The organism is Enterococcus sp. LJL51 (assembly GCF_049894025.1).
Classification (GTDB): Bacteria; Bacillota; Bacilli; order Lactobacillales; family Enterococcaceae; genus Enterococcus_L.
Map to the genome: position 1 here is coordinate 77,044 of NZ_JBNEQE010000003.1, position 26,898 is coordinate 103,941.

At 38.9% G+C, this 26,898-nt stretch carries 29 protein-coding genes and 1 riboswitch; of the genes, 6 read left to right on the forward strand and 23 right to left on the reverse strand.

From position 1 onward, the window contains the following. Nucleotides 1–33: 33 nt before the first annotated feature. Nucleotides 34–510 (reverse strand): GAF domain-containing protein, encoded by a 477-nt coding sequence (locus ACPWSO_RS04360; protein WP_426081604.1) that lies wholly within the window; start codon nucleotides 508–510, stop codon nucleotides 34–36. 163 nt (nucleotides 511–673) lie between these two features. After that, the gene (locus ACPWSO_RS04365; protein ID WP_426081605.1) at nucleotides 674–1,114 is read right to left on the reverse strand and encodes an EbsA family protein; all 441 of its coding nucleotides are present in this window, start codon (nucleotides 1,112–1,114) and stop codon (nucleotides 674–676) included. 82 nt (nucleotides 1,115–1,196) lie between these two features. Here ACPWSO_RS04365 and ACPWSO_RS04370 point away from each other — a divergent pair, with 82 nt between their 5' ends. Next, a complete protein-coding gene (locus tag ACPWSO_RS04370) occupies nucleotides 1,197–1,601 on the forward strand; it encodes a ribonuclease HI family protein (RefSeq protein ID WP_426081606.1) in 405 nt (134 codons plus the stop codon). Between the two features lie 38 nt (nucleotides 1,602–1,639). On the opposite strand, the gene ybaK is transcribed toward ACPWSO_RS04370, so the two are convergent. Together ybaK and ACPWSO_RS04380 are read right to left on the reverse strand one after the other, a co-directional pair. Next, nucleotides 1,640–2,128: a Cys-tRNA(Pro) deacylase gene (ybaK, locus tag ACPWSO_RS04375; RefSeq protein WP_426081607.1), complete on the reverse strand. Its 489-nt coding sequence runs from the start codon at nucleotides 2,126–2,128 to the stop codon at nucleotides 1,640–1,642. A 122-nt stretch (nucleotides 2,129–2,250) separates the two neighbouring features. After that, nucleotides 2,251–3,423: a class I SAM-dependent rRNA methyltransferase gene (locus ACPWSO_RS04380; protein WP_426081608.1), complete on the reverse strand. Its 1,173-nt coding sequence runs from the start codon at nucleotides 3,421–3,423 to the stop codon at nucleotides 2,251–2,253. 261 nt (nucleotides 3,424–3,684) lie between these two features. Between ACPWSO_RS04380 and ACPWSO_RS04385 the strand changes: the two genes are divergently transcribed. The 3 genes from ACPWSO_RS04385 to ACPWSO_RS04395 all read left to right on the forward strand — a co-directional run bounded on the left by ACPWSO_RS04385 (nucleotide 3,685) and on the right by ACPWSO_RS04395 (nucleotide 7,180). Beyond that, nucleotides 3,685–5,784 carry an LTA synthase family protein gene (locus ACPWSO_RS04385; RefSeq protein WP_426081800.1) on the forward strand — a complete coding sequence of 700 codons (2,100 nt, stop codon included), beginning with the start codon at nucleotides 3,685–3,687 and terminating at the stop codon, nucleotides 5,782–5,784. A gap of 126 nt (nucleotides 5,785–5,910) precedes the next feature. Beyond that, nucleotides 5,911–6,615, forward strand: a complete 705-nt coding sequence (locus ACPWSO_RS04390) for a hypothetical protein (RefSeq protein ID WP_426081609.1) — start codon at nucleotides 5,911–5,913, stop codon at nucleotides 6,613–6,615. 4 nt (nucleotides 6,616–6,619) lie between these two features. Further along, nucleotides 6,620–7,180 carry a hypothetical protein gene (locus ACPWSO_RS04395; protein ID WP_426081610.1) on the forward strand — a complete coding sequence of 187 codons (561 nt, stop codon included), beginning with the start codon at nucleotides 6,620–6,622 and terminating at the stop codon, nucleotides 7,178–7,180. Between the two features lie 96 nt (nucleotides 7,181–7,276). Here ACPWSO_RS04395 and ACPWSO_RS04400 read toward each other — a convergent pair whose 3' ends face one another. From ACPWSO_RS04400 to ACPWSO_RS04415, 4 genes are all read right to left on the reverse strand, one after another. Further along, entirely contained in the window at nucleotides 7,277–8,740 is a 1,464-nt protein-coding gene (locus tag ACPWSO_RS04400) for an ATP-binding protein (RefSeq protein ID WP_426081611.1), read from the reverse strand. Continuing rightward, complete coding sequence (locus tag ACPWSO_RS04405) at nucleotides 8,737–9,456, reverse strand: winged helix-turn-helix domain-containing protein (RefSeq protein ID WP_426081612.1); 720 nt, start codon at nucleotides 9,454–9,456, stop codon at nucleotides 8,737–8,739. Before ACPWSO_RS04405 ends, ACPWSO_RS04400 begins: the two co-directional genes overlap by 4 nt. A 162-nt stretch (nucleotides 9,457–9,618) precedes the next feature. After that, nucleotides 9,619–10,146 carry a hypothetical protein gene (locus tag ACPWSO_RS04410; protein WP_426081613.1) on the reverse strand — a complete coding sequence of 176 codons (528 nt, stop codon included), beginning with the start codon at nucleotides 10,144–10,146 and terminating at the stop codon, nucleotides 9,619–9,621. 530 nt (nucleotides 10,147–10,676) lie between these two features. After that, nucleotides 10,677–10,865: a hypothetical protein gene (locus ACPWSO_RS04415; RefSeq protein WP_426081614.1), complete on the reverse strand. Its 189-nt coding sequence runs from the start codon at nucleotides 10,863–10,865 to the stop codon at nucleotides 10,677–10,679. 191 nt (nucleotides 10,866–11,056) lie between these two features. Between ACPWSO_RS04415 and ACPWSO_RS04420 the strand changes: the two genes are divergently transcribed. Together ACPWSO_RS04420 and ACPWSO_RS04425 are read left to right on the forward strand one after the other, a co-directional pair. Beyond that, a complete protein-coding gene (locus tag ACPWSO_RS04420; protein ID WP_426081615.1) occupies nucleotides 11,057–11,818 on the forward strand; it encodes a threonine/serine exporter family protein in 762 nt (253 codons plus the stop codon). Nucleotides 11,819–11,828: 10 nt separating this feature from the next. Next, the gene (locus tag ACPWSO_RS04425) at nucleotides 11,829–12,287 is read left to right on the forward strand and encodes a threonine/serine exporter family protein (RefSeq protein WP_426081616.1); all 459 of its coding nucleotides are present in this window, start codon (nucleotides 11,829–11,831) and stop codon (nucleotides 12,285–12,287) included. Between the two features lie 160 nt (nucleotides 12,288–12,447). Here the strand turns inward: ACPWSO_RS04425 and ACPWSO_RS04430 are convergent, their stop codons facing one another. The 15 genes from ACPWSO_RS04430 to ACPWSO_RS04500 all read right to left on the reverse strand — a co-directional run bounded on the left by ACPWSO_RS04430 (nucleotide 12,448) and on the right by ACPWSO_RS04500 (nucleotide 26,850). Next, nucleotides 12,448–12,870, reverse strand: a complete 423-nt coding sequence (locus tag ACPWSO_RS04430; protein WP_426081617.1) for a hypothetical protein — start codon at nucleotides 12,868–12,870, stop codon at nucleotides 12,448–12,450. A gap of 175 nt (nucleotides 12,871–13,045) precedes the next feature. Beyond that, nucleotides 13,046–13,486 (reverse strand): GNAT family N-acetyltransferase, encoded by a 441-nt coding sequence (locus ACPWSO_RS04435; RefSeq protein WP_426081618.1) that lies wholly within the window; start codon nucleotides 13,484–13,486, stop codon nucleotides 13,046–13,048. 73 nt (nucleotides 13,487–13,559) lie between these two features. Further along, complete coding sequence (locus tag ACPWSO_RS04440) at nucleotides 13,560–14,114, reverse strand: hypothetical protein (RefSeq protein WP_426081619.1); 555 nt, start codon at nucleotides 14,112–14,114, stop codon at nucleotides 13,560–13,562. A 30-nt stretch (nucleotides 14,115–14,144) separates the two neighbouring features. Further along, nucleotides 14,145–14,702, reverse strand: a complete 558-nt coding sequence (locus tag ACPWSO_RS04445) for a GNAT family N-acetyltransferase (protein ID WP_426081620.1) — start codon at nucleotides 14,700–14,702, stop codon at nucleotides 14,145–14,147. A gap of 191 nt (nucleotides 14,703–14,893) precedes the next feature. Next, a complete protein-coding gene (gene typA / locus ACPWSO_RS04450; protein ID WP_426081801.1) occupies nucleotides 14,894–16,732 on the reverse strand; it encodes a translational GTPase TypA in 1,839 nt (612 codons plus the stop codon). Nucleotides 16,733–16,893: 161 nt separating this feature from the next. Beyond that, on the reverse strand, nucleotides 16,894–17,673 hold the full coding sequence (locus tag ACPWSO_RS04455) for an inositol monophosphatase family protein (RefSeq protein ID WP_426081621.1): 780 nt from the start codon (nucleotides 17,671–17,673) through the stop codon (nucleotides 16,894–16,896). A gap of 6 nt (nucleotides 17,674–17,679) precedes the next feature. Continuing rightward, a complete protein-coding gene (locus ACPWSO_RS04460; protein WP_426081622.1) occupies nucleotides 17,680–17,955 on the reverse strand; it encodes a UPF0223 family protein in 276 nt (91 codons plus the stop codon). A gap of 62 nt (nucleotides 17,956–18,017) precedes the next feature. Next, nucleotides 18,018–19,247 carry a voltage-gated chloride channel family protein gene (locus tag ACPWSO_RS04465; protein WP_426081802.1) on the reverse strand — a complete coding sequence of 410 codons (1,230 nt, stop codon included), beginning with the start codon at nucleotides 19,245–19,247 and terminating at the stop codon, nucleotides 18,018–18,020. A 110-nt stretch (nucleotides 19,248–19,357) separates the two neighbouring features. Then, nucleotides 19,358–19,432, reverse strand: a riboswitch (Fluoride riboswitch). Nucleotides 19,433–19,869: 437 nt separating this feature from the next. Next, the gene (locus tag ACPWSO_RS04470; protein ID WP_426081623.1) at nucleotides 19,870–20,346 is read right to left on the reverse strand and encodes a hypothetical protein; all 477 of its coding nucleotides are present in this window, start codon (nucleotides 20,344–20,346) and stop codon (nucleotides 19,870–19,872) included. Next, entirely contained in the window at nucleotides 20,346–20,606 is a 261-nt protein-coding gene (locus ACPWSO_RS04475) for a hypothetical protein (protein ID WP_426081804.1), read from the reverse strand. The genes ACPWSO_RS04470 and ACPWSO_RS04475 overlap by 1 nt, the downstream gene beginning before the upstream one ends. Continuing rightward, a complete protein-coding gene (locus ACPWSO_RS04480) occupies nucleotides 20,593–20,778 on the reverse strand; it encodes a TIGR04197 family type VII secretion effector (RefSeq protein ID WP_426081624.1) in 186 nt (61 codons plus the stop codon). Before ACPWSO_RS04480 ends, ACPWSO_RS04475 begins: the two co-directional genes overlap by 14 nt. Before the next feature lie 242 nt (nucleotides 20,779–21,020). Further along, nucleotides 21,021–21,530, reverse strand: coding sequence for an HD domain-containing protein (locus ACPWSO_RS04485; RefSeq protein ID WP_426081625.1), 510 nt, complete (start codon nucleotides 21,528–21,530; stop codon nucleotides 21,021–21,023). A gap of 162 nt (nucleotides 21,531–21,692) precedes the next feature. Then, nucleotides 21,693–22,220: a GrpB family protein gene (locus ACPWSO_RS04490; protein WP_426081626.1), complete on the reverse strand. Its 528-nt coding sequence runs from the start codon at nucleotides 22,218–22,220 to the stop codon at nucleotides 21,693–21,695. 406 nt (nucleotides 22,221–22,626) lie between these two features. Next, complete coding sequence (gene argS, locus ACPWSO_RS04495) at nucleotides 22,627–24,318, reverse strand: arginine--tRNA ligase (protein ID WP_426081627.1); 1,692 nt, start codon at nucleotides 24,316–24,318, stop codon at nucleotides 22,627–22,629. Between the two features lie 351 nt (nucleotides 24,319–24,669). Next, nucleotides 24,670–26,850 carry an alpha-galactosidase gene (locus ACPWSO_RS04500; RefSeq protein ID WP_426081805.1) on the reverse strand — a complete coding sequence of 727 codons (2,181 nt, stop codon included), beginning with the start codon at nucleotides 26,848–26,850 and terminating at the stop codon, nucleotides 24,670–24,672. Nucleotides 26,851–26,898 lie beyond the last annotated feature (48 nt).

Here is a 26,898-nt window from a genome sequence, read left to right on the forward strand (position 1 = left end):
GAACGAAACATCTGCCTACCATTTCTCCACAAGTTAAAACTCAGAATTTTTAAGAAGAATATCTGCAAATTTCTCCAGATATTCCTGATCTATTTCATCATAGCCGGAAGTCACTCCTGCATCAATATCTAAAACACCAATCAATTCGCCTGCTTTTACCATCGGCACAACAATTTCTGATTGGGCTGCAGAATCACAGGAAATATAATTTTCATGCTTTTTCACATCATCAACAATTAATGTTTGACGTTTTTCTGCAGACTCTCCGCACACACCTTTTCCCATTTTAATTCTTGTACAGGAAACTTTTCCTTGAAATGGACCTAAAACCAACTCATCTCCATTGTACAAATAGTATCCAGCAAACACCGTCTCTGGTAAAGCATCAGCTAAGAGTGCTGAAGAATTTGCTAAATTCGCTATTCCATCATGTTCAATTTCTGTCAATCCAGTCAACTGCTGCAGCATTAACTCATAGGCATCTCTTTTTTGTTTATCATCTTTCCACATCTATTTCTTTCCCTTCAGTTTTTTTACCTATCTTATCTTATTTTCCTAAAAAATAAAAGACAGAGAAAACCGCACCATTTTGACGTTCTACTCTATCTAAATAATTGCCCTAAAGTTTTTATCCCCAGAAACGCTATTCCCACAGCGAAGTTTTTGCCAACCTTCAATGTTCTCCTAATTTAAGCTGATCGTCATAAATAATTTTATCTGAAAAACGTTCAGTTTTCTTCAAAGCCTCAATAAGCCCCTGCTTTTGTTTCTTCGTCATAAGATAAATTCTGGACCCGGAAGAAAAATCCTCAGAAATAATCTCGATACTTTTAGTGCCTACTTTGACTAAACGAATGTTTTCCAGCAAAAGTTCTTTTTTATGAAAGGGTAAAAAATAATGAATATACAGACTTGTTGCAGTCAGCTTAAAATAGCGGTTAAATCCTAAATAAGCAAAGATAAAAAAGACGACCATCACTAGATTACTAACAAGATAAGGTCTTGTATACTCTAATGATAAGATTAAACTCATAAATAATATGGCGAACGTGCAGGACCAGTATATAACAGCCGTTGACAATTCTGGTTGCCAGAAATATTTTTTTTGTTTCATACAACGACTCCTTACCTAAAATTTCATATGGTACAATAGTAACACACTTAGACTTTAAACAGAAAATATAAAGGAGAAAATCATGTTACGAATTTATGTAGATGCTGCTACTAAGGGAAATCCCGGACCAAGCGGCGGTGGAATCGTCGTCACAGGGGAGCAAATCCATGAACAGCTCCATTTCTCTTTAGGTGAATGTTCCAACCACGAAGCAGAATTCAAAATCCTTATCCTTGCTTTGGAATGGCTGATTAATCACCAGTTTACCACAACCAGCATTTTTCTTCATTCAGACAGTAAAACCGTCGTACAGACGATTGATAAAAATTATACGGGTAATCCTGTTTTTCAGCCGTATCTCAAACGATTCCAACAATTAGAGTCTCATTTCACACTTTTGCTGATTCAGTGGATCCCTGAAAATAAAAACAAAGGGGCTGACAATCTTGCCCGGCAGGCACTCCAGAAATCATTAAAAGGAAAGTAGTTATTTTTTCAACTGCTTCCTTTTTTTAGAATGTAGATTCATAAAGTAATATCCACGATTTTAGCTCTTGTAAGAGCTGCAATATCCTTTGGTGCAAGCTCAAACTGAAGACCACGCTGACCTGCGGAAACAATAATGGCGGGGTATTGCTCTGCCTCCAATCCGATATAGGTTGGAAACAGCTTCTTCATCCCTATAGGGGAACAGCCGCCGCGAATATAACCAGTTGTCTCTTCCAGCTCTCTCAAATGAAGCATATCAACTTTTTTGTTGCCGCTGACTTTCGCCAATTTTTTTAAATCCAATTCGGTATTTCCCGGAATCACGGCAACAATTGGTCCAGTCTTATTTCCAACAGCTACTAAGGTTTTAAATATTCGCTTTTCTTCAACTCCTAACAGCTCGGATACGCTATCTGTCCCTAAATGTTCTTCACTCCAAGGAAATTCGTACTGCTTGTATGGCAGCTTCTTTTGCTCCACAATTCTCATTGCATTGGTTTTATGAACTTTTGATTTTTTTGCCATTTTAATCACCCCATTATTAAATGTTCACCTAAAACAAAAAGCAGGTCCCTATACAGTCTCTGCTTTTTGAATCTTTATTATTCCCTTAAATCAACTACTGTATGTCGCTTTTTATCATATAGCTATTTTTTTATAGTTAAGAACAATACTTTTAAATAATTTCCCTCAGGAAAATCTTCACTTACTTTAAAATCTCCCGGAAGCTGATAGATAGTTTCTATCGTGTATGAGGAAATACTTTTTTCTTTCAATGCGTCTTTTACTAATTTTGTAAAACGTTCCAGCGAAAGATTCGCTGCATTTGTTGACGCAATGATTTGTCCCTGCTCTGCCAGTATATCAATCGATTGTTCAATCAACTCACCATAATTTTTTCCTACAGTAAAGACTTTTTTCTTATTTCTTGCAAAACTTGGCGGATCAAGAATGATACAGTCAAAAATCAGGTCTTTTCTTTTAGCATACTTGAAGTACTCAAACACATCCATCACAACGATTTTCTGCTGTGCAAGCGGCAGCTGATTTACTTCAAACTGCTCCGTTGTTTTTGCCAGACTCCTTTTAGCCAAATCTACACTTGTTGTACTAATTGCACCGCCCATCGCTGCCGCCACAGAAAAAGCACCTGTATAGCTAAACATGTTCAAGACTGTTTTCCCTGCTGCATAGCCATTTATCAACTCACCACGTACTTCCTTTTGATCCAGAAAAATCCCTGTCATCAGCCCTTCATTCAAGTAGACTGCGTAGGAGACGCCGTTTTCAGTAACCAACAGAGGTTCTTCTGCCTGCTTTCCGTACAAATGCTGAGATTCTGGATAAGAAGAAGTAAATCGAACCTTTTCATATGCGCCGGTTATTTCGTCAAAAACTTTTTTGAAACTTTGGATAATGGCTTCACGCTTCTCATAAATCGTTTCATTATACCAGGAGAACACGACGAAATCGTTGTAGCAGTCAATCGTTACTCCGCCTAAACCATCACCTTCTCCGTTAAATAACCGATAGGCAGAGGTACTACTGTCATTCGCATAAACACTTCTTTCCAGCTTTGCTTTTTTAAATAGCCTTTCAAAAAACGGTACAGATATTTTCTCGTCCCAGCTCAACAGCCAGCCAAGTCCTTTATTCTGTTCTGCCAAATAACCATAAGCGACAAATTTACCAGCCGGATCAGTAAACTCTATCCAGTCTGTAGGCAGCTGACTAGGGCGCTGCTGTAAATCTTCCTCTTTTACCAGCGGGTATCCTTGACGAAACTTATTGGCTGCTTGTTTTTTTACTTGTATTTTCACTTTTTCACCTTATTCTTCTTTTTATTGATTCACAATCAACTGTCCAAAAAAGTATATCAAAAAAAGCCTGTCCTGTCTTTAATTCTATAGATTATTAAAGTTTCTCAAAATTCTTGACAAAACGCTAGAATAATCGTAGGAATAATTGACAGTCTTCGGCGGAAAAGGTAAAATTACATGTATGCAAATCACAATTTTCATGAAAACACATCTAAGTTTTTTCGAACTTAGGGTTGGAAAGGAATTATCATGTTAAATAGAATAAAAAAAATTAAATTACCTGAATTTTTGAATACGCGATTAGGTCTTTTCACAACGGTTGCAGTCCTGTTATGGCTGAAGAATTTACTGGCTTATGTCACGGACTTTCACCTAAGGCTCGAAAATATCAACGAGTACATCATTCTTGTAATTAATCCAATCGCTACGACCTTTTTCCTTTTGGCGATTGCTTTATATGTCCGTAAAACCAGACGCGCTTATATTACGATGATGGTTGTCTTTTTCCTCATGACGCTGTTGCTGTTTTCAAATATTGTCTACTATAGAGAGTTCACCGACTTTATTACAGTCAATACAATGATGGGTGCCGGCAAAGTTGCCAGCGGACTTGGAGAGAGTGCTCTGCGCTTATTCCGTCCTTACGATGTTATTTACTGGATTGACTTTATTATTGTAGGCGGTTTGCTCCTTACTAAAAAAATTAAAATGGAAGACCGGCCAGTCAGAGCTCGGGTGGCTGTTTCAATTAGCTTAGTTTCAGCGTTATTCTTCCTGTTTAATCTATTTCTTGCTGAAACGGAAAGACCTCAGCTGTTAGGCAGAGAGTTTTCTCGTGACTATATTGTAAAATTCTTAGGATTAAATGCCTTCACTGTCTATGACGGAGTGAAGACCTACCAGACAAACCAAGTACGGGCGGAAGCCAGTGCCAATGACATGAAAGATGTTGAAAGTTATGTCGACAGCCATTATGCAGCTCCCAATGATGAAACCTTTGGCATTGCTAAGGGAAAAAATGTCATTTATATTCATTTAGAAAGCTTCCAGCAGTTTCTTGTTGATTACAAGCTGAAAGACGAAAATGGTGTTGAGCATGAAGTAACACCATTTATCAATAGCCTTTTCCATAATCAAAGTACATTCAGCTTTGATAATTTCTTCCATCAGGTTGGACAGGGAAAAACTAGTGATGCTGAAACCTTGTTTGAAAATTCTTTATTCGGACTAAGTCAAGGATCATTATTCACGCAAATCGGCGGTAAGAATACCTTTGAAGCGGCTCCTGCAATTCTCGATCAAACACAGGGATATACAAGTGCTGTTTTCCATGGAAATGCCGGCAATTTCTGGAATAGAAATGAAACTTACAAGCATTTAGGCTATGATTATTTCTTTGATGCCAGCTACTATGATGTCAACGATGATAATTCATTCCAATACGGACTGCATGACAAACCATTTTTCCAACAGTCCGCACAGTATTTGGAACACTTACAGCAGCCGTTTTATTCAAAATTCCTAGCCGTATCTAATCACTATCCTTACTCTCAGTTCACAAATGATGAAGCAGGATTCCCGATTGCGGATACTGGTGATGAAACAATTAACGGCTACTTTGCTACAGCAAACTATCTGGATAAATCAGTTGAAGAATTTTTCAACTACTTGAAGTCCTCTGGATTATATGAAAATTCTGTAATTGTTCTTTACGGAGATCACTATGGTATTTCCTCTTCAAGAAATCAGAATTTAGCTGAACTGTTAGGTAAATCAAAGGCTTCATGGAATGACTTTGACACTGCTCAACTGCAGCGCGTACCATACATGATTCATGTTCCTGGTCAGGAAAACGGCGGTATCAACCACACATATGGCGGACAAGTTGATGCACTGCCTACACTGATGCATTTGCTGGGTGTAGATACAAAAGACTACATCATGCTTGGACAGGATTTATTCTCAAAAGAAAATGAGCAAATCGTTGCTTTCAGAAATGGAAACTATGTTTCACCAAAATATACAATGTTAGGCTCCAACATTTATGAAACAGGAACTGGCAGACTAATTGTTTCCCCTACTGAGGAAATTCAACAGGAAGCTGAAGCAATGAAAGAAAAAGCCAATACTCAACTGGAAATATCTGACCAGATTAATACTGGCGACCTGTTGCGCTTCTATCAAGGCAGCGGCTTGAAATCAATAGATGTATCTCAATATAGCTACAAGGATCAGTTGAAACAACTGGAAGAAATCGAGAAAGATAAAGGCGCTGATTCAACTAGCGTTTACAGTAAAAACGATAATAAGTCCACTGTTGATGAGTATAAAACAAACACTTATCAAGGCTACGAAAAATAAACATACAATAAATACAAAAAGGCTTACGGTTTTTTAAATACCGTAGGCTTTTTTGCTACTTTTTCATAATTAATTCATATTCTTTCTATATACTTTTACTGTAAGTAATTAAAGAGGTGAGTATTATTGAAAAGCCTTCACTATGCTTTTGCAGACTTGCATTATTATAAAAAGTCAACACTTTCAAGTATCGTTTCCGGTTCGTTCTTTCTTGTATTTCTAACAGCACTACTAAATATGTTGGATATCAACAGAATCTGGACAAAGGAACTGCTCACTCTTTCACCTGATAAGGAGACAATTGCAGCTTCCTTAAACTGGAATACCATTTATCTATTGATTTACGTTATTGCAGCTCTTCTATACACAGCTGCTGCTGGAATTATGGCTTATCGTGAAATAGCACAACGGAAAGCAGTTATTCAAAAATGGCGCCTACTTGGTTTTTCAGATTTTTACATTATTAAGCAGTCACTACTCGAAACGATATTGGTTCTTATTAGCGTTTTACTGATAAGCAGTATGTTTTTGCTGGTTTTTCAAAATTCATATGAGTCCTTACTTTTGAAAATACATTCGCTTGTGGGAACGACAGATTTTCGTTTAAGTATTCATGCCTTACAGGATGTTGATAATGTTCCTGCAACTACCAGCAGCTCTATTTATGAATCTGTAGGTGTTTTCGCTGTTAATCACCACAGTCTGTCCTTAACGACAATCTTTAAACGGCTTTTGCAGAACACAGTTTTATTAACTCTAATCAGCAGCAACTGCGCTTTGATTTTTACTATTTTAGGTACGCGTCAATCAAAACTTTTTCTTAGGAAGTGATTATTTGGATACAGTAATTGATTATCGGGAAATCATTAGAAAAATAAACGACACTAGCGACTCAAAGCTTTTTGCTGTTCTAGAAAATGAACAGCAGCTGGAAGCAGAGTTGCCCCACTTCATCCATTTTGCGCTATCACAGGAGCAGAACAAAAGCTTCGGACTGATCTTAGAAGAGTTCACCTTTCTTCCCTATTTATCCGTGATAGATAATTTGTTTGTCTGCAGTGCAACAAAGGAAAATGAACGTAAACGCATTTTACGGGAATGGTCAGCTATCTTTGATCTTCCCATGACAGTTTTCTCTTCTCCCTTTGAACAGCTTTCGCCTTTTGAACAGCTAAAGCTCCAGTTGATGCAGCTAATCTTATCAGAAAAGAAAACAATTATTTTAACAAATGATTTATCAGAGCTGAGCATTCATGAAAAACAGCAGCTGCTCCCATTACTAAAGACCCTGACAAAAAAAGCTTCTGTCAGCCTTTGGCTAATTACTAACGATGAAAAACTGGCAGCCAGCCCCTACATTGATGCTTCACCATCTATCAGTAGATCCTATACATAAGTCTAAGTCAGAAGCATTCTGTCCTTTAGGTTAAATTGAAGAAGCTGAAAAAAGAGTTTAGGAATGATTATTCCTAAACTCTTTTTCTACACTCTTTTATTCTTCAATTTCAACATCAGGGAACGTGATGATAAACGTGGTCCCCTTATCTGGTTCACTTTCTACATCGATTTTTCCTTTATGCAGACGAACGAGCTGCTGCACAATCGGCAGACCTAAGCCGGATTCTCCATATTTAGTATTTTTTCTAGAAGGATCAGCTTTATAGTAGCGGTCCCAGATATTTTTCAGCTGCTCTTCCGACATTCCAATGCCAGTATCAGAAATTTTAACAATTGTTTCCAGATAGCCTTTTTCCAATTGAACATGAATCTCTCCATCGGTTGTAAACTGAATCGCATTCTGCAAAATGTTCACTACAATCTGCACAAAACGGTCGTAATCAGCAAAAACATCAATTGATTCTTCCGTATCAAGATAGAGCTTATCTCCTGCTGCATCTGCTTTAGCTTCCAGCTGGGTGAAGATATTCTTGATGGTTTCAGTAGCATCAAATTTTTTCACAACAATACTAATTTGATTGGTTCTGATTTTTTCATAATCAAGATTTTCATTAACCAGCCGAATTAATCGAGCCGTTTCATTCTGCATCAGCTTAATTGCATTTTCTTTCTGGTTTTCCGGAATCGCATTGTATTCCAACCCTTCCAGCAGACCATTAATTGTCGTCAGCGGTGTTCTCATTTCATGAGAGGCATCTGCCATAAACTGACGCCGCCTTTCCTCTTGACGCTCAATCTCTTCCTGAGACTCAGCCAGAGACTCAGCCATGCGGTTGAAGTCCTCTGCTAAATCATCAAACTCATCTTTGTCATGGACAGCTAGCTTAATATCGAAGTTCCCACTGGTAATTTCCTTCGTAGCCTTACGCATTCGATTAATTCGTTTCACCTGTAAAGTGGCGAAACCATAACTAACAAAAACAGCTACTACACTGGAAATCACAAAGCCTTTAAATAAGTTTGAGGTAACGGAGGTTACACTGTTCGATACATTTTTAGCCGGCTGCGTAATCGTTAAATAACCGACAATCGTTTCAATGCCTAAATTGGTCAATTCAACCTTAACAGGAACCGTCACGTAAGAGGTCGCTCTCGTATGACCAAAAATATCCTTGTCAATCGTCTTATCAACCCGATCGCCTTCGGCCAGGCGATCCAGTTCCTGACTGGAAATTGAAAAATCAAGCTGTTCATTATTTATTTCCGGAAACAGCCGATTCATTTCCACATCAGTATAGACAAACTGAGCCCCCTGATTACTCAATATTTCCTGAGTCATCTCCAAAGCGGCATTCAGTTTTTGTTGTTCACTCCAGCCAACCTGATTGTCAAAATATTTTTTTACATTTAAAGCAGATTTTGCGTATCCGTTGAGCTGGTCATAATTTTCAGCCTGCATCGTCTGTTTCGTAAACTGCGTAAATGATGTCCCAACAATAATAATAATCAAGACAATCAATCCCCAAAAAGCTAAGAGCTGCTGATACAAGTATTTCATGAAGCCACTCCGGAATCATCAAATTTGTACCCAACTCCCCAAACAGTCTGAATAACCTGAGGACCCACCTTTTCAATTTTCTGTCTCAGCTTTTTGATATGAGCGTCCACTGTCCGCTCATCGCCGAAATATTGGTAATCCCAAACCATTTCCAACAGCTGCTCTCTTGAAAAGACCTGCCGCGGCTTTTTCGCTAATGTATACAGCAAATCAAATTCTTTTGGCGTCAATCCTTCAATCAGCTGATCGTCAAGATAGGCTTCTCTGGTTTTCGTATTCATTTTGAAATGCTGTGTCACCACATCAAAGGTCTCATCGCTATTTTCATCGCCGCCTACGTGCTCTACTAATTCAGAACGTCTATGCAGAGCTTTCATTCTTGCGATTAAAGTCAACGGGCTAAACGGTTTAGTCACGTAGTCATCTGCACCCATCTCTAAACCAATTACCTGATCACTTTCCGAATCACGTGCAGTCAGCATAATAATCGGTACTGAGTGGGAAACCTTTCGGATTTCCCGGCAAACAGCCATACCATCCATTGAGGGCAAATTTAAATCAAGCGTCACCATATCCCATTTTTCAGGATTTTCCAAAAACGTGTCCAAGCCTTTTTTTCCATCATACTCAAAAACAGCTTCCCAGCCTTCATTTAAAAAGAACATCTGCATCATTTCCGAAACGGATTCATTATCTTCTATCATTAATACATTCATACGTTTATCATTCCTTTACCAACAGTAGTTATCTCTTTATTAGTATACTCTAAAAACCCTGCAGCTCCAATAAATTCTATATTTCTTCAAGAAAGGTTTGTTAATTATTCATTAATTTTGAGAGACTCTTCCATACTATCCCCATATTCCTCTCTTTTCTGCTTAAAGAGACTTCGTCAAAATAATCATGTGACAATTGTTGCCGTAGACATTCGGCTGAATACCAATGACTTGAAAGCCCCAATCCAGCAGCCAAGAATAATCAATACGTGTTGTTTCCAGGCTGTTCATTGCAGCTGCAACATCTGTGATTTTCTCTCCATTTATCGTAAAATCAACAGTGCTCATTCCCGTTCTCAGCATGGTATACCCTTTGCTCCTTGCATAATTCTCTGCTTGTTCGAACAGCTTTTCCAGTTTATGCTCCAGCTTAAATACACCCTGATCATCATAACCGCAGCATTCCAGTTCCAATGTATTATACGCCTTTAGTTCTCTAAACAACACCCAGCCAGTTGGCTGCTTCTGATCATTTTCCAGATACCAGCCGACAGTATCGATACTTGCCTGAACATCTGTCAGCTGAGCTAAACCATCATGAGCTGTCGGCCACCACTCAGGCTTTATCCGATTCATGAAAGAAGCCACTAACGGAGCATTCTCTTCATTTAAATTGATAACTCTTTCCATTTGTTTCTCCTGACCTATGACCATATTTTATTTTTTCTTTTCAATTAAAAAAATAATGTAAGGTTTCTCCAAAACTATATAAAAATTTCTTACCTCTGTCAATTCTTGTTTAATTGTAGGATTTTTTTGCAGAATTTATAATGTTAGATAGATTAGAAAAGCTGATGGCTCATTCGCCATCCAATCAATAGGTCCCGCATTCAGACGCATGATGCTCTTTATCATAAGGTGGATTCCCTTATTGTTGAAGATAGCTTGCTCATGTAGAGTCTAAATTTCCAGACTTTTGTCACAGTGGATGAGACAGAAGCGCTAAACTTTGAGAAAAGTCGACTTTTTTCCGAAAACTTCAACTCTTAGTGCTTTTAGCACTTAGAAATTGATGCTATCTGAACGAAGTGTAGTAAGTTGTTTTTGTCTCACCGTTTATCGGATTTTAGAAAGGGCAGCGTTTGGACATGTAGTTATGTTCCAAACGCTATATTCATAGATAATTTATAGTCTCTCTACCAACAAAAAAATCCTGACTTCTATTTAGAAGTCGGGATTTCTTTCTTCTTCTTTGTCTGATAAAAGCAGATAATGCTGCCTGTCACCTGTACCAGCAATAACGTTAATAATAAGCCGCTCAGAAAATAATGTTCTCGAAGAATTGCCCTTCGAAGTAAAACCAATACAATCAAGCTACTTGCCGAATACAGCGACCATTGTTTATCCATGCCCAAAGACCCCTTTGTTTTGTTACGTCAAGCATAGGACTTTCATATAGAAAAATCAAGTATCTTTCGGATGAAGGCGGATTCCATTAGAAAATTCTCATTATATCTAAATAGACTTCTTTCATTTGAATCTGCCGCTAAAAATGGTACACTATTTTTGGTATATATCACATTATTTATCGAGGTATTCTATGGAAAAACAATTGGATACAAATATCCAGCTATTATTTGATATCTGTCTGACTGCTGGAAAAATTATGATGGAAAATGGTTCTGAGGTTTACCGGACTGAAGACACAATGAACAGGATTGCCCGAAATGCCGGCTATCCTGATAGTGTTACCCATGTTACTGTTACCGGCATTTTTATGAGCTTTCGTTCCCTACCCTATACTCAACTGGAAAATATTACTGAGCGCAGGATGAATATGGAGAAAGTCGCTGCAGTTAACCATCTTTCCCGCAAATATGAAGAAAAGCAACTATCTCTTGCAGAGCTTCAACAGCAGTTGAAAGCTGTAGATACACAAACGCCTTCTTTTTCTGTTGCTTTACAGATTTTTGCGGCTGGCATTGTCAGTTGTACTTTAATGTACGTATTTGGAGGCTCTTGGATGGATTTTTTACCAGCCTTCTTTATTGGGATGCTGGGTTTCGCAGTCTCTTTCTATATTAAAAAATTCTTGAAACTAAAATTTCTTGATGACTTTGCAGCTGCTGTAGTTATCGGCTTAAGTGCCTATCTGTTGGTTACATTTCATTTGGCTGAAAACATGGATAGTATTATCATTGGTTCAGTAATGCCGCTGGTTCCCGGTGTAGCTATTACAAATGCCTTTAGAGATATTCTTGCAGGTCATCTAATCAGTGGAATGGCACGGGCTACAGAAGCGATTTTTGTTGCCGGATCTATTGGCATTGGCATTGCTATGGTATTTATTTTATTTTTGTAGGAGTGAACAAATGGACGTTATTATTCATCTTTTATTTAGTTATTTAAGTACTGTGGCTTTCGGCATTATCACCAATGTTCCCAGAAAAGCGCTAAATGCCTGCGGGTTAACGGGGGCTGCCGGCTGGGGGATTTTTATGCTGACCAGACATTTAGAGACAGGAGAGGTTTTCGCCAACTTCTTCAGTGCAGTTTGTATTGGACTGCTAAGCATTTTCTTTTCCCGGAAGAAAAAAATGCCGACCATTATCTTTAACATTCCTAGCTTGGTTCCTCTAGTACCTGGTGGTCCAGCTTATCAGGCAATGCGAAGCTTTGTGCTGGACAACTATATCTCTGGTCTGCACCTTACTATGACTGTAATTATGACTGCTGGAGCTATTGCTGCTGGTTTCATGATAACTAATTTGGTTGAACGAATACTCAAACGTTTAAGCACAAGAAAACAGCAGACAAACAACCAGCTTTGATTCATTCAACATACTTTCCTTTTTACGAGAAGATGATTTCACTAAAATAATGGGACAAGCATGGATAAGAGCCACTGCTCTATCACTGCTTATCCCATTATTCATATTTCCTATGCACTAAAACTTGTACAAGAGTCCATATCCAAATAAAGCATTGCTCTTATTCTGTTTCTTCTAGCTGCTGTTGAAGCTCTTTGGCTCGTTCCTTTATCCTCTCCGGTTTTACAGAATAGGTCTTTCCAACAGCAGCCGCTTTAAGCTTCTGCAATACATAATACCAGCCTGCCAAATCTAAATAAAGATTGGGAAAGGTTAAAGGTAGTGTTTCAAAGAAGCGCAGCTTTGTTTCTCCAGTGGTTGTTTCACTTATTGACAATATCACTCTGCCATCCGCCCATGAAAAACCTAACAAGCTTTCTTCCTCATATTCAAAAACAGCCAACTGTTCGCTGAATCCCTCACTTTCGAAGTTCAATACCCGTTCTGCTAATAAACAATCTGCCTTAATCTCGGGAAACCACTGAGAAAATCCTTTGGTGGTTGTTATCAGCTGCCAAATAGCTTGCTTTGGCGCCTGAATCAACAGCTCATTTTCATACTCTATCCGATCACTTTTTTTAATAGGTTTAATGAGGATTCACCTTCCTTGTAGTTCGTTTATCTGTGAGAGCCTGCCGCAAAATAGATTGAGAATTCTGCCGCAGGTTTCTGGCATCTTTGCCTTGATAAGATAATTATAACAGGAGCCGCTGTTTCTATTAAAGATCACGGCTCAACGTCTGACAAGGTACACCATCCTCGTAGTATACTTCAGAAATAAGCTGATAGCCAATTTTTTCATAGAATGGGACTGCTTCTGCTTCTGCATGAATCAAGGTCTTTTTTATATCTAATTGCTTGGCATATTCTTCAAGCCCACGAACAATTTGGGTACCAAGCTGTTGACCTCTATAGTCTGATAATGTAGCAATTCGGGTAAGTCTGGCTATATCGTCAGTTTCTTTGATAAATCGTCCAGTAGCAATTGGCTGATATCCAGCAGAAATAACAGCATACACCGTATCCGGCAAATCAAATGCATCAAATTCCAGCTCCGGCTGCATTCCTTTTTCTAAAACAAATACATTCATCCGCACAAAGCAGCTTGCTGCACGCTGCCACGGCTGACTGCCTAACGTCAGCACCATTTCTTCACCCATCTTTACCTCTCCTTCCTCTTTCAGAACAAAACGATTTAAGTAATCTGTTTTATGAATTTTGCTGCTCATATAACTACTCAGGTATCTTTCCTTGCCGCCATTTTGATACTTTTGACAAATCGGTTCTTCTTCTTAGCCGCAATACCTTCTTCTTATTTTTTAAGATGAATACAGCCTTATAAATACGCCCGTGTCTGACGTTTCGCCCTTTCCAATCAAACTTATGGGAAACCAGCTCATCTTTATCAAGGATAAATGATGGCAAACTAAGCAGATAATGCCGGGTAAAATATAGTTCTTCCAGCCATATAGCCGGCTGATTCATTTCGCCATTTAATAATTCCAACAGCTCTTCCTGTTTTTCTTTGGTTCCATCTTCAAGATATTTCCTAAGTTGATAGTAGGTAAACAGTAACGGGATAAGCTGAAATGAACTAACGAGCAGGAACACGAACAATGATAGAATAAAACTTACTAAAACCAGCTCTCCAAATGAAGTCTCTGATTCCTGTGTTTGTCCAAATACTAAAACCAGCCCCATTATGACTGCTAAAGACCCGCCAGAGAAAATTCCCAGCAGAAGGCCAACACGAATTACTTTTTTTGTATAGTCCCTTAATATTATCATGTTACTCCTTTAACGTTTTTTTCTGGTAGATTAACAGTCTGGTGTATAGTCTGATTGCAGCAAGCAATACTCATTTAAGTCACGCAATTCCCCATAAATCAGCTTATCTTGTTTGCGGATTCCCACCAATGAAAATCCGCATTTTTCAGCAACGGCATTGCTACCTGTGTTTTCAGTATCTGCAATTATTGTAAGCTTATTCAGGTTTAGCATACTAAAGGCGTATCTACATAGCGTCTTAACCGCTTTCTGGGTAATACCCATTTTTGTATAGGATGAATGCAGCCAGTAGCCGATTTCAGCTTTCCGGTCAGATGAATTGATAAAATGGAAGTCAATACAGCCAATGATTTTTGTACCCATCGCTATGAAAAATAACTTATCTGTTCCTTCAGCTGCTCCTTTTAGCTTCAGCTTGATATAATTTTCCTGACTTTTGCAATCGACTACATCATCAACAAAATCTAAGAACTGACGCAAATGTGTTCGGTCAGAATCAATTAATCGAAAGACTTCTTCGGCCATTTGAAGCTCCGGATAGATAAGACATAGCTCATCTTCAATGACTAATGAGAAATAACTATTCATATATCCTCATCCCTTCTTATTTCTTTACGTGATTATAACAAAGAATACATCTTCTTGAAAGGTCGTTTCCATAATCTAGTATTTTATAAAACTAGATACCTGTGAAAGCCAGCCGCTCAGATAACTTATAAAAAAAGCATTTTTTCAACCAATTTTCAGGTTGAAAAAATGCCTTTGTCTTATATCAACTATTACTCTGCTTTTTTCTTTTTCTTAGAAGCTTTTTCACGTTCATTTTTATTCAGAATTTGCTTTCTCAAACGAATACTTTCCGGCGTTACTTCACAGTACTCATCATCATTCAGGAATTCCAAAGATTCTTCTAAAGTCAACTTTTTAGGTTTCTTAATAACTGAAGTTTGATCCTTTGTTGCTGAACGAACATTCGTCATTTGTTTTGCTTTTGTAATATTTACCGTCAAGTCATTATCCCGGTTATTTTCACCAACAATCATGCCTTCGTAAACTTCTGTAGTTGGTTCTACAAAAACCGTTCCGCGTTCTTCAATACTCATGATACTATAAGTCGTTGCTTTTCCAGTATCAATAGAAACCAGTGCGCCCTGATGACGTCCGCCAATTGTTCCCTGAATCATCGGTAGGTATTGATCAAACGTATGGTGCATGATTCCGTATCCTCTAGTCATAGACAGGAATTCAGTTGTGTAGCCGATTAGACCACGAGCAGGCGCTAAGAAAATCAGACGAATCTGACCGTTTCCAGTATGAATCATATCCTGCATTTCGCCTTTACGCTGACTCAGGGATTCGATAATACTTCCCATATATTCTTCAGGTGTATCAATTTGAACTCGTTCAAACGGTTCACACTTCACACCTTCGATTTCTCGTTCGATTACCTCTGGACGCGATACTTGCAATTCATAACCTTCACGACGCATATTTTCAATAAGGATAGATAAATGAAGCTCTCCACGACCTGAAACAGTCCATGCATCTGGTGAAGCAGTAGGATCTACTCTCAAAGATACATCTGTTTGCAGCTGAGACATCAATCTTTCTTCAATTTTACGTGCAGTTACAAACTTCCCTTCACGTCCGGCAAAAGGAGAGTTGTTTACTAAAAAGGTCATTTGAAGAGTTGGTTCATCGATATGCAGAATTGGCAGTCCATCCTGATGATCCACTGGAGTAACTGTTTCTCCAACAAAGATATCTTCCATACCAGATACAGCAATCAAGTCGCCAGCTTTCGCCTGCTCGATTTCTAAACGCTGTAAACCGAAGAAACCAAATAATTTTGTCACCCGGAATTTCTTCACAGAGCCATCCAGCTTCAGCAGGGCAACCTGATCGCCTACGCTGATTGTTCCGCGGAAAACACGGCCAATCCCAATACGTCCCACATAATCGTTATAATCAAGTAGAGAGACTTGGAATTGCAGTGGCTCATCACTATTGTCGACAGGAGCAGGAATATGTTCGATAATCGTATCAAAAATCGGTGCCATAGTTGCTTCCTGATTCGCAGGATCATCTGAAAGACTAGATGTTCCGTTGATCGCTGAAGTATAAATAACCGGGAATTCCAACTGGTCTTCATCCGCACCTAATTCGATAAATAATTCCAGCACTTCATCAACTACATGCTCTGGACGTGCAGAAGGCTTGTCAATTTTATTTACAACTACAATTGGCGTCAAATGTTGTTCTAAGGCTTTTTTCAATACAAAACGAGTTTGAGGCATTGTTCCTTCATAAGCATCTACAACAAGCAATACGCCGTCAACCATTTTCATGATACGTTCTACTTCACCACCGAAGTCCGCGTGCCCAGGTGTATCCATGATATTCACTCGCGTACCGTTGTAATCAACCGCTGTGTTTTTAGCTAGAATTGTAATACCACGCTCTTTTTCAATTGCGTTCGAGTCCATTGCCCGTTCCTGCAGCTGTGTATGTCCATCTAAAGTTTGTGATTGTTTCAGCAGTTCATCCACCAGTGTTGTTTTTCCATGATCGACGTGGGCGATGATTGCTACGTTACGAATATCTTCTCTATATTTCACCATTAATTTGTTTACTCCATTCTCTTAACTTCTGACTTGAATAAAAATCCGACTGTTTATTATAACAAATTTTTTTCATGAAATATAGTCTAAAGTTTTCAGAAATCATGAAAACTTTAGACTATCTGCCCTTTTCTCTCATTATTCAGAGCATTTTAACGCTAATCAGCTGTATTTTCATGAAAAACAGCCATGATTTCTTGATGTGCTTCCGGCGGTGCCGCCACAAAATACTCTCTGCCGTCAAAGGACAGCTGTTCACCGAAAATCGTCGTTGCTTTATAATCAAATGCTTCGATAAGCGCCATTCCAGGTGCGTAATCCCATGGTGCAAGATTGGAAACATAGCCAACATGATTCCCTTTCAGTAAAGCAATCATCTCTAGACCGGCACAACCGCTTACTCGAACACCCATGCTTTTATTTGCAACAGCTTTAGCGCCATGAATATTTTCTCCATACATATAAGCATTAAAACCCAGCAGTCCAGCTCCCAATTCTGTTGTCTGAGGCTTAGACAATTTTTCTTCATTTCGGAAAACACCAGTCTCTTTGCCGCCCCAATACAACTCATTACGCATGACATCATAGATGAATCCTAGTTTACCAATACCGTCTTCAAAGATCCCCAGCATGATGCAGAAATTTTCCTGCTCCATCACAAAGTTCATCGTTCCGTCAATCGGGTCAATAATCCAAACACGTCCGTCCATAGAATCCAGGGTGTTATAGCCTTCTTCCTCACCAAGAATTTTATCCTTCGGGTACACCTGCTGAATTTTGCTAATCAGCAGCTGCTGCGTTTCCTCATCAATATTCGTTACTAAATCTGTACGATTGGATTTCTCCTTGACCTTCAGCGTATTATTCAAGCTACTTTTGATGAATTCTCCTGCTTCCGTCAGCCAGTTTTTGACTTCTTCAACATTAATCATCTGCATCTTTTCTTATCCCCCTACCTTTAATCTGCCTGTCCCCTTTTTCTTGGCTTCTTGTACGGTTCGATACAGCGAATAGCCGGAGACTCGTTCAAACTCATGGCCTAGACGTTTCTCTTCGCCGATACTCCGCACAACCTGTTTGAATTTTTGATAAGCATCAAGAAAGACTTCTACTGCAATTCCTGATTCATTCGCTTGTTCCAAAGCAGACCACAGATTTGTCACACTAACCATTTCATCCGTTGTCCAGTCTAAATCTAGTGGATACTGATAATCCTTCATAGTTTCACCTCATCTACCTCAGTGTAGCACATCTGGAAATTCGCTGAAAGTATTCCCGTCGATTATCTATCATCTTTTTTTTGACTCCAGTTTTCATAGAGCGGGAAAAACAGCTTGCCTTTTCCAGCACCTACCTCCTGAGCTCCATAAATCCCAGTATTTCCAGAGCACATATAGCTGATAATGCAAATCATTAAAAGAAAAACTGCACCCTCACTTCCAAACAGCTCTACGCCCATAATGAAGCAAGCGATCGGTGTATTGGTTGCTCCTGAGAAAACACCAATAAAGCCTAACGCCGCCAAAAAAGGAACGGAAACGTGAAGGACCTGAGCCAGACTACTTCCCATTGTCGCACCAATTTCAAATAAAGGCGTGACTTCTCCCCCTTGATAACCCGCACCTAGAGATAAAACGGTAAACAGCAGTTTTCCGACAAAATCGAATAGCTGACCAGTCCCTTCAAACGCATCTGTCAGCAACGGTAAACTTAAACCAAGATAACGGCTGGTCCCTAAAAGCAAAACAGCTGCAACCACTACTGCTCCCCCTATAAAGTTACGCAGAACCGGATTGGAAAACCAATTACTGTACATCTTTTTCAGAAAAACAATCGACCGGCTAAAAAACCAGCCCATCAGACCAAAACAAATGCCCGCCAATAACAATTTCATAAATAAAGCCACTGACCATTCTGGAATTGTTCCCATTGCATAATGAGTATGAGTAACACCATACATTTCCGTCACTGTGTTCGCAAAAAAAGCAGCAAAAAAACTAGGGAAAATTGCTTCAGAACGGAGCTTTCCTAAAGCCAGTACCTCTAAGCCAAAAATAGTACCTGCAAGAGGTGTACCAAAGACAGAGCTAAACCCTGCACTAATTCCGCTTATTAAGACAATTTCACGTTCATAGCCACTTAACCTGAATATTTTGCCAACTGCATCTGCTATAGCACCGCCCATTTGAACGGCTGTTCCTTCCCGCCCAACAGAACCACCAAAAAGGTGTGTAGTCACTGTGCCAAAAAATGTTAGCGGAATCAGACGCAGCGGCACTTCTTCTTCTCCTCCGTTCGCCTGACGAATGATTAGATTATTACCTCCGGCAGCATTTTTTCCGTATTTTGAATAAAGAAATGCAAAAACTGCACCGCTAAACGGAAGCAGGTAGAGTAAATACGGATGACTTTCGCGAGATGAAGTTACCAGAGTCAGACTGTTTAGAAATAGAGCAGAGAGACTTCCCATTATCAATCCAATAATTACTGTAATCAAAAGCCATTTAACCATGTATATTCCTATAAAAACACCTTTATGTTCTATTTTTTTCAACTCACTCACTCCAGTATCAGTAATTTAGAAAAGCAAAAAAAGCCTACCAAATAAGGGACTCATCCCTTGGTTTGGTAGGCGTCATTAATTTATTTCTTTTCAAAAATAAATGCTTATCGGCGAACACCATCGCCATCATCTTCTGTTTTTCTGTACATAACTTATCATATTATTTTCATTAACGCAAGTGATAGCACTAAAGGATTGGAATACAGATATCAGTTAAACTTCTATTATTTATTCATTTTCATTCTAAAGATTTAGAATGTTCATAACACCAATCTTGATTAAATAGCTGCTCTTTAACTTTTTTTAATTCCGCCAAAGTATAGCTTCTATCCATTATCGGAGTGCATCACAAAAGTGCAGTGGTTATACTGGTGGAACGCCAATTAAAATCGATTATTCTCTTGAACCAGAAGGATAGAAGACGAAAGACATTGAGGCGAAATTAAGCAAATAGTTTAAAACTATCCTTAGCAATCTATTCAAAATGATAACGTTTGATTGCGGAAAAGAAATATAATTACTACCCAATTCTTCGCCTCTATCAATAAATCTGCTACTGGTATAGAAAATATCACATCATCTTCATTTTCTTTTCCTTAAAAGAACTACTAAGTAAATGTATAGTTTCTGCATTTAAATATTCTTTTTGATAGTCCTCCAGATTATTGTTAATCCATAATTGACCTTGTTCTTTTCTAAATAATTGTCGATCGCCAATTTCAAGAAAAAGTGCACTAGTACTTTTTTCTAGTAACATACCCATCAGTTGTAAAGCCTCTAAAATCCCTTTATCAAAGGTTTTATTATAAACCTCAATTGAAAAATATGTGTTTACATTTATCTGATAATTATCTGATACAAAATCAATATCTGATTGCTCATCCAGTTCTATTGAAAAAGAGAATTTATCCATTCCCATATAAACACTTTCTTCTGTCTGGATTATATTCATTTCTTTATTGAAAAAGAGCTTAAAACTCCTTTCGACTTCCTTAAGTAATTCTTCGTAGGTCAGTTTTGTATAAATAAATAACTCATATTCCATCATTACTCCCTCCAAAATACCTGATTCACTTGTCTATCTTTGACAAAAATTACCTCTTTTAACCGCTTTAAATCTTGATTTGGATTTGCTTTTCTATGAATAGCTTCAATTAAATTATCAACTACTTGTTGATCAAAACCATCCAAATTTAGAACTAATCTTTCAGATTGCTTTTTAGTCTTACCTTTCATTTCTCGTATTATATTATCTATACTCTTTCCATTACTAGAAGCATAGCAATCAAAAACTTCATTTTCTATCAGCCAATGTCAGTGTAGTTAGCTCATCAATCGCCGTATGAGCCGCACCATTTCCTGTCACGGTTGTTCGGGTATCCTTTGTAATCATACGTGACTGACTAATCCCTTGAACCCCTTCACTAATACCTGTGGCCAACTGACCAGCAACAGCTGCGTTTGAAAATACAGTCTCCATATTCATCCACTCATTTATTTTAGCAAACTTAACATATTTAAAATTATCAATTTTTAAAAAAAATACAGATAAAATGATAAAATAACTAATTTAAAGACATAGATTGATAACAGCTTAGAGCGCACTTATTCTTTGAGATTCAAACAAACAAAAAAGCCATCTGAGCAATGCCCAGATGGCTTTATACTTGTTATTTCATTTTTTGCTAGTATTACCTATTATTACCAGTAGATGTCATGGTTTTACTGAACAGGTTCCTGATTACGGCTAAAGTATTGAGCCCATTTGCCTTTTACAGCGGAAACAAAAGGAATAGACGCTTCCTTTATTGCACAATATTTATCCACCATTGTCACAATATAGCTTTCTTTATATTTCGGAGGCGCAATCGTTGCCCCCCACATGTGCTTAATAATGATATCACGTTCAAGATCAGATAATTCCGTAATTTTTTCAGCATTTCTTGCTGCAATCCGCGGATGCATATATGCGTGCGAACCTTCGTCGAACTTGGTTGTACGCCAGTCGTAATAAAATAAATCATGAAGCAGACCCGCTCTAGCAGTAGCTCGGGCATCACCATTCCATTTTTTTGCCAGCTTATAGCTGTAGTACGACACGCTGATTGAATGTTCTAAACGAGTTGAGTTTACATGCTGAATGTAATTCCCTAGTCTCTGCACTTCTTCAGTTGCTAATAAATCCTCTACATAAGACATATACTCTTTATCTTCAGTCCATTTTTCCGTCATAGATATGGGTGCCACCTTTATATGTAGTTAAGCTCTTAAGCTTGTGAAAATTATAGCACCCTTTTTTCAAAAATACTAGATTATTTAAACACCGTAAACAAAGCTTAATATTTGTCATCAAAGGGCTTGACAGGGATACCGACCACCCAACAAAGACATCTGTTATTTATTCAACCACAGCCATTTCAAGGCTTCCTTTTCAACTTTCTTCACAAACTCATCCTTGTAATCTCCATAGCTTTCAATATCTTCAGGATAAGCAGCTGCAGCTGTCTGTTTTATTTCACCATACGTTGAAGCTATTTCCCGATGATTGCGCAGAAAATCTCTAAACGCTATGTGCCGGCCAATTTCACTTAAATTATCAAACTGATAGGCATGGATATGATGACTGCGCTGATCTCCCCCTTTAGGAAAGTATCTTCTACCAGGCAATCCATAGGCTCCCCAGCTTTCATAGCCTATTTCAGCCATTACTTCCTGATATTTGTCCAGTTCAGCTATATCTTCTACAATCAAGCAAATATCAATAATCGGTTTTGCCGCCAGTCTCGGAACTGAAGTGCTGCCGATGTGAACTACACTGACAACCAGTTCATCCGGCAGAGCTTGCTTTAAGCACGCCTTCTCCTCTTCAAACAAATGCGGCCATGCTGGATTATAAGGAACCACTTCAATTTTTCTGCTCATTTTCTTTCCTTCTTTCTTCAAATATAAAGTCTTTGCCTAAAAATGTACTCCATCCTTTTCAATTCTTTCCATTGATAGTTTGTGTTAGTAAAAACTCTTTAAGAAAAAATCGCCAATACTTTTAAGAATTCCTGCATAAAAGAACAACTAACCGTAAACTGAATTTTTTTAATGTTACAGTTTATCAGAAAGCTAGTCATCTCATAGATAGAATACCGAAATTCTACTTAAACCTATAGCTCTCTTCTTTGGAAAAAAGGATTGTGTAGGGAATGATAAATAACCTAGCATCATACGTTTTTTGATGTAGAGCTTTTAAATCAATCATAGTTTATCAAGAGTAAAAACCGGACAACTATGCTACAGCACAATTATCCGGTTCTAGCTATTTACTTCTACTTAGCTTCTACATTTCATCTGGTGCATGCAAACCTAGCAAACGCAAATCCTCTTTTAACAGCGTAGCCATGCTGTAAACTAGTGCCAGACGAGCATCCCGCTGTTCGTCCTCAACTAGAATTTTTACATGAGCATAATATTTATTAAAAGCTTGTGCTAGTTGAATAGCATGCTTCGCAATAACAGATGGCTCATATTTTTCAGCAGCCAACAGAACTGTATCTGGGAATTTCTGCAGCAGCTTGATAATTTCCCAGCTTTCCGAATCATCCAAAACATATGTTGCTTTTTCATCCGGTGTAAATTCTGCTTTTCTTAAGATACTCATCGCCCGAGCATGTGTATACTGAACATATGGACCTGTTTCTCCCTCGAAACGAACCACTTCATCAAGAACAAAATCGAAGTTGTTCAGACGATCATTTTTCAAATCGTGGAAAATAACTGCGCCGATCCCAACCTGTTTTGCAACCTCTTCACGATTGTTCAAATCAGGATTTTTCTCCATAATCTGCTGTTCAGCCGATTGAACCGCTTCGTTCAGCACTTCTTCTAATAAAACAATCTTCCCTTTACGAGTAGAAAGCTTCTTCCCGCCTTGTGTAATCAAACCAAAGGGAATATGGTGCATATCATCTGACCAATCAAAGCCCATCTCCTTGAGTACAGCTTTCAACTGCTTAAAGTGGTTTGACTGTTCATTACCAACCGCATAAATAGACTGGGCAAAATCATAAGTCCGTTTACGATACAAGGCTGCAGCCAAATCTCTGGTAATGTACAGCGTTGCTCCATCTGATTTCCGAATTAGCGCCGGATTCAAATTATAGGCTGTTAAATCAACAATATCTGCTCCCTGATTTTGTTTTAGCAAGTGCTTCTCTTCCAGCATAGTAATAACTTCATCCATTTTATCATTGAAGAACGCTTCTCCATTGAATGAATCAAAGGTTACACCAAGCATATCGTAAATCTTATTGAATTCCTGTAAAGACTCATCTCTGAACCATTGCCACAGCTGGATGGCATCTTCATCGCCTTCCTCCAGCTTTTTGAACCAGGCTCTTGCTTCATCTTCCAGCTCCGGCTCTTCTTCTGCCACTTCATGGAAATGTACGTATAGACGCAGCAGTTCGCTAATCGGCTCTTTTTTAACAGCTTCTTCTGAACCCCATTTTTTGTATGCCACAATCAACTTACCAAACTGTGTGCCCCAATCGCCTAAGTGATTGATTTTAATCGGCTGGTAGCCAATCTTAGCCATAATATACGCCAGTGAATTACCGATTACTGTAGAACGTAAATGCCCCATAGAAATTGGTTTTGCGATGTTTGGTGAAGACATATCGATGGTTACATTTCTATCGTTCCCCACGGACGCGTCGCCATAATGTGCTTTTTCTTCAACGACAGCTTTGATGACTGCCCCGCTGACCATTTTTTTATCCATGAAGAAATTCAAATACGGTCCGACTACTTCAATTTTTTCAAATGAGGTTTTATCAATTTGATCAGCCAAATCTGCGGCTATCTGCTGAGGAGCTTTTCTAAAGATTTTAGCTAGTGAAAATGCTGGAAAGGCCACATCCCCATGATCAGCTGACTTAGGATTTTCTAAGAGCTGAACAATTTGTTCAAATGTCAGGTCATCTTTTACAACGGCAAAAATTGCTTCTGCAACGAGTTGTTTGTTATTCATATTCTGCCTCCTATAAATTAAAATAAAAAACGTCCCTAACCACCCGACAACCGGATGATTAGAGACGAGAAATTCCCGCGGTACCACTCTACTTATTTGCTGTCTAGCCAGCAAATCTGCTTCACTCTGATAACGGTTGATTAACCGGTCGCTATACGACAGTAGTAAAGTGCGCTTCCCGCTATCTGCTCATTTTCGGCTCCCATCGCCCCGAAATTGCTGTGATGATTTAAATAGGGTACTCTCTTTACTTTTGTACTTACTTCCCGAAGTATATCAAAAATTTTTGTATTTGACTAGTGGTTTTCTTATTTTCAGCAGCTTTTGCAGAAAATTGCTTTTGCAGCTCCCTTAATCTGCTGCCTCAATATATATTAACTGACTTGCGTAGTCTCCCCATGCTTCTGTATCAATATAGAGTCCAATATTCATTAGTTCGTCGCCGCCCACAACTTTGTCCTTAATCCGATAGCTTTTCTCAGGATTCAACCCTGTTAGCTTCAACACATGGAAAGGAGCAGAGGCTTCTGCCAGTACTCTGCTGTAAAAGACCAGCGCTTCTGATTGATCAGGAGCAACAAACTGCCAGGAAACTTCATTCCCTTCAAACGGACTCTTCAAACGATAGTATGTGCCGTATTGAATCAGTTGCCGATGACTTTTATAAAAGTTTGTTTGCTCCTTCAGCTCCTCCCTTTCTCCATCAGAAAGATGCGTCAAGTCCAGCTCATAGCCGAAAAGTCCAGACATCGCCACATTCCCTCTTGTTTCCAAGCTAGTAGTACGACCGGTCTGATGATTAGGGACTGCTGCAACATGAGCGCCTATTGTTGAAACTGGATAAACCAAGCTAGTGCCATATTGAATTGCCATTCGTGATACAGCATCTGTATTATCGCTCGCCCAAACTTGAGGCATGTAGTAAAGCATCCCCGGATCAAAGCGGCCGCCCCCTCCTGAACAGCTTTCAAAAAGAATGTCAGGATATTCTGTGGTCATTCGTTCAAGAAATTCGTACAACCCTAAAATATAACGATGAGCGGTTTCACCTTGTTGTTCTTTTTTTAGAAGTACCGAATAGACATCCGTCATATTACGGTTCATATCCCATTTAATGTAATCCACTTGAACGTGATCTAAAATAGCCTTCATTTGCTGATAAACAGTTTCCCGAACATCCGCTCTGGAAAAATCAAGAACAAACTGACCGCGCCCAATCGTTTTTTCACGTCCTGGAACATGAAATGCCCAGTCTGGGTGTTTTTTATAAAGTTCGCTTTGTTCTGATATCATTTCCGGCTCAAACCACAAGCCAAAGGACAAGCCGAGTCCATGAATCTCTTTTGACAACTGAGCCAAACCTCTTGAAAGCTTACCTTCATATTCATACCAGTCACCTAAGGAAGAATTATCTGCATCTCGTTTTCCAAACCAGCCGTCATCCAAAACAAAAAGCTCTGCCCCCAGTTCTTTCGCTTCCTTCGCAATCTCCATAATCTTTTCTTCGTTAAAATCAAAAAAGGTTGCTTCCCAATTATTCGCCAGAACAGGACGCGGTTCATACTTAAATCTTCCCCGGATTAGATGGTGTTGAAATAGATAGTGAAAGCTTTGAGACATGCCGTTTAATCCTTCATCAGAGTATACCAGTACTGCTTCTGGCGTATAAAAATCATTGCCTGCTTCAAGACTCCAAGAGAACTGCTGAGAATTAATGCCCATTGTGACTCTTGTTTGCTCATAAGGATCACGTTCAATAGTCGTCTCATGATTGCCGCTATACACAAGAGAAAAGCCATAGGCTTCTCCCGCTGCTTCCGTCGTCTCAGGTGCTACTAATGCTGCAAAAGGGTTTTCGTGATGGCTGCTTGATCCTCTTCTACTACTTAAAGCTTTTGTACCTGGAGCAACCACTTCCCGCTGAATCATTCGTTCTCGTGACCATGAGCCGCTAAGATGAACCAGTTCAAAAGAACTGCTGGCAAAATCCAAAGACAGGCTAGCTAATTTTTGAATAGCAAGCGTTTCTGCCGACTCATTCCTCAGTCGGCTGGAGCGCACAAGAACGGCTTGATTGTCAAAAACAGTGTAAAATAAATCCAGATAAATGTCATAAAGCTGGTCTTTTAATGTAATAATCAGAGTGCTTGCTTCTTTTTCCATAGCATATGTAGCCGGCAGTCCGGGAATGGATTTTTTCCCTTGAATGATTTCATAATCTTCAAAACGAAAGTCACTCACACTGCTGCCGGATTCGTGTAGAAGCTCAAGCGCAGGCACTCGAAAGTCTCCAGGATTTCCGGGTAATTCCTGCAGCACAGTATCAAAAGAAAATAACCGATCCTTTGCCAATGGTGGATTGGGAGAAAAAGAACGGTCTGCTCTAGGATAACGAAATTGTCCGTGATAGCTCTGGACTGCTTTCCCAAAATAGAGGTGAGCCAGCAGACCGCCGTCCTCCACTTGAATCAAGTAGCTGATTTTATTTGTTGACAGATGGAAAACCTGCTGTTTTTCATCGTAAGTTATCATTTTCATTTTTTTCAGAACCCTTCTTTCCAAAAACTGAAGCAGACAGTA

Bases quoted from the DNA above. Each gene is read 5' to 3' on its own strand.
- ybaK (WP_426081607.1), bottom strand. From the start codon at position 2,128: ATGGCAAAAAAATCAAAAGTTCATAAAACCAATGCAATGAGAATTGTG.
- ACPWSO_RS04370 (WP_426081606.1), top strand. From the start codon at position 1,197: ATGTTACGAATTTATGTAGATGCTGCTACTAAGGGAAATCCCGGACCA.
- ACPWSO_RS04425 (WP_426081616.1), top strand. From the start codon at position 11,829: ATGGACGTTATTATTCATCTTTTATTTAGTTATTTAAGTACTGTGGCT.
- ACPWSO_RS04415 (WP_426081614.1), bottom strand. From the start codon at position 10,865: ATGGATAAACAATGGTCGCTGTATTCGGCAAGTAGCTTGATTGTATTG.
- ACPWSO_RS04500 (WP_426081805.1), bottom strand. From the start codon at position 26,850: ATGATAACTTACGATGAAAAACAGCAGGTTTTCCATCTGTCAACAAAT.
- ACPWSO_RS04465 (WP_426081802.1), bottom strand. From the start codon at position 19,247: ATGGTTAAATGGCTTTTGATTACAGTAATTATTGGATTGATAATGGGA.
- ACPWSO_RS04490 (WP_426081626.1), bottom strand. From the start codon at position 22,220: ATGAGCAGAAAAATTGAAGTGGTTCCTTATAATCCAGCATGGCCGCAT.
- ACPWSO_RS04435 (WP_426081618.1), bottom strand. From the start codon at position 13,486: ATGGGTGAAGAAATGGTGCTGACGTTAGGCAGTCAGCCGTGGCAGCGT.
- ACPWSO_RS04365 (WP_426081605.1), bottom strand. From the start codon at position 1,114: ATGAAACAAAAAAAATATTTCTGGCAACCAGAATTGTCAACGGCTGTT.
- ACPWSO_RS04455 (WP_426081621.1), bottom strand. From the start codon at position 17,673: ATGCAGATGATTAATGTTGAAGAAGTCAAAAACTGGCTGACGGAAGCA.
- ACPWSO_RS04485 (WP_426081625.1), bottom strand. From the start codon at position 21,530: ATGACGGAAAAATGGACTGAAGATAAAGAGTATATGTCTTATGTAGAG.
- ACPWSO_RS04420 (WP_426081615.1), top strand. From the start codon at position 11,057: ATGGAAAAACAATTGGATACAAATATCCAGCTATTATTTGATATCTGT.
- argS (WP_426081627.1), bottom strand. From the start codon at position 24,318: ATGAATAACAAACAACTCGTTGCAGAAGCAATTTTTGCCGTTGTAAAA.
- ACPWSO_RS04480 (WP_426081624.1), bottom strand. From the start codon at position 20,778: ATGGAGACTGTATTTTCAAACGCAGCTGTTGCTGGTCAGTTGGCCACA.
- ACPWSO_RS04440 (WP_426081619.1), bottom strand. From the start codon at position 14,114: ATGATAATATTAAGGGACTATACAAAAAAAGTAATTCGTGTTGGCCTT.
- ACPWSO_RS04410 (WP_426081613.1), bottom strand. From the start codon at position 10,146: ATGGAAAGAGTTATCAATTTAAATGAAGAGAATGCTCCGTTAGTGGCT.
- ACPWSO_RS04405 (WP_426081612.1), bottom strand. From the start codon at position 9,456: ATGAATGTATTAATGATAGAAGATAATGAATCCGTTTCGGAAATGATG.
- ACPWSO_RS04460 (WP_426081622.1), bottom strand. From the start codon at position 17,955: ATGAAGGATTATCAGTATCCACTAGATTTAGACTGGACAACGGATGAA.
- ACPWSO_RS04400 (WP_426081611.1), bottom strand. From the start codon at position 8,740: ATGAAATACTTGTATCAGCAGCTCTTAGCTTTTTGGGGATTGATTGTC.
- ACPWSO_RS04445 (WP_426081620.1), bottom strand. From the start codon at position 14,702: ATGAATAGTTATTTCTCATTAGTCATTGAAGATGAGCTATGTCTTATC.
- ACPWSO_RS04470 (WP_426081623.1), bottom strand. From the start codon at position 20,346: ATGATGGAATATGAGTTATTTATTTATACAAAACTGACCTACGAAGAA.
- ACPWSO_RS04360 (WP_426081604.1), bottom strand. From the start codon at position 510: ATGTGGAAAGATGATAAACAAAAAAGAGATGCCTATGAGTTAATGCTG.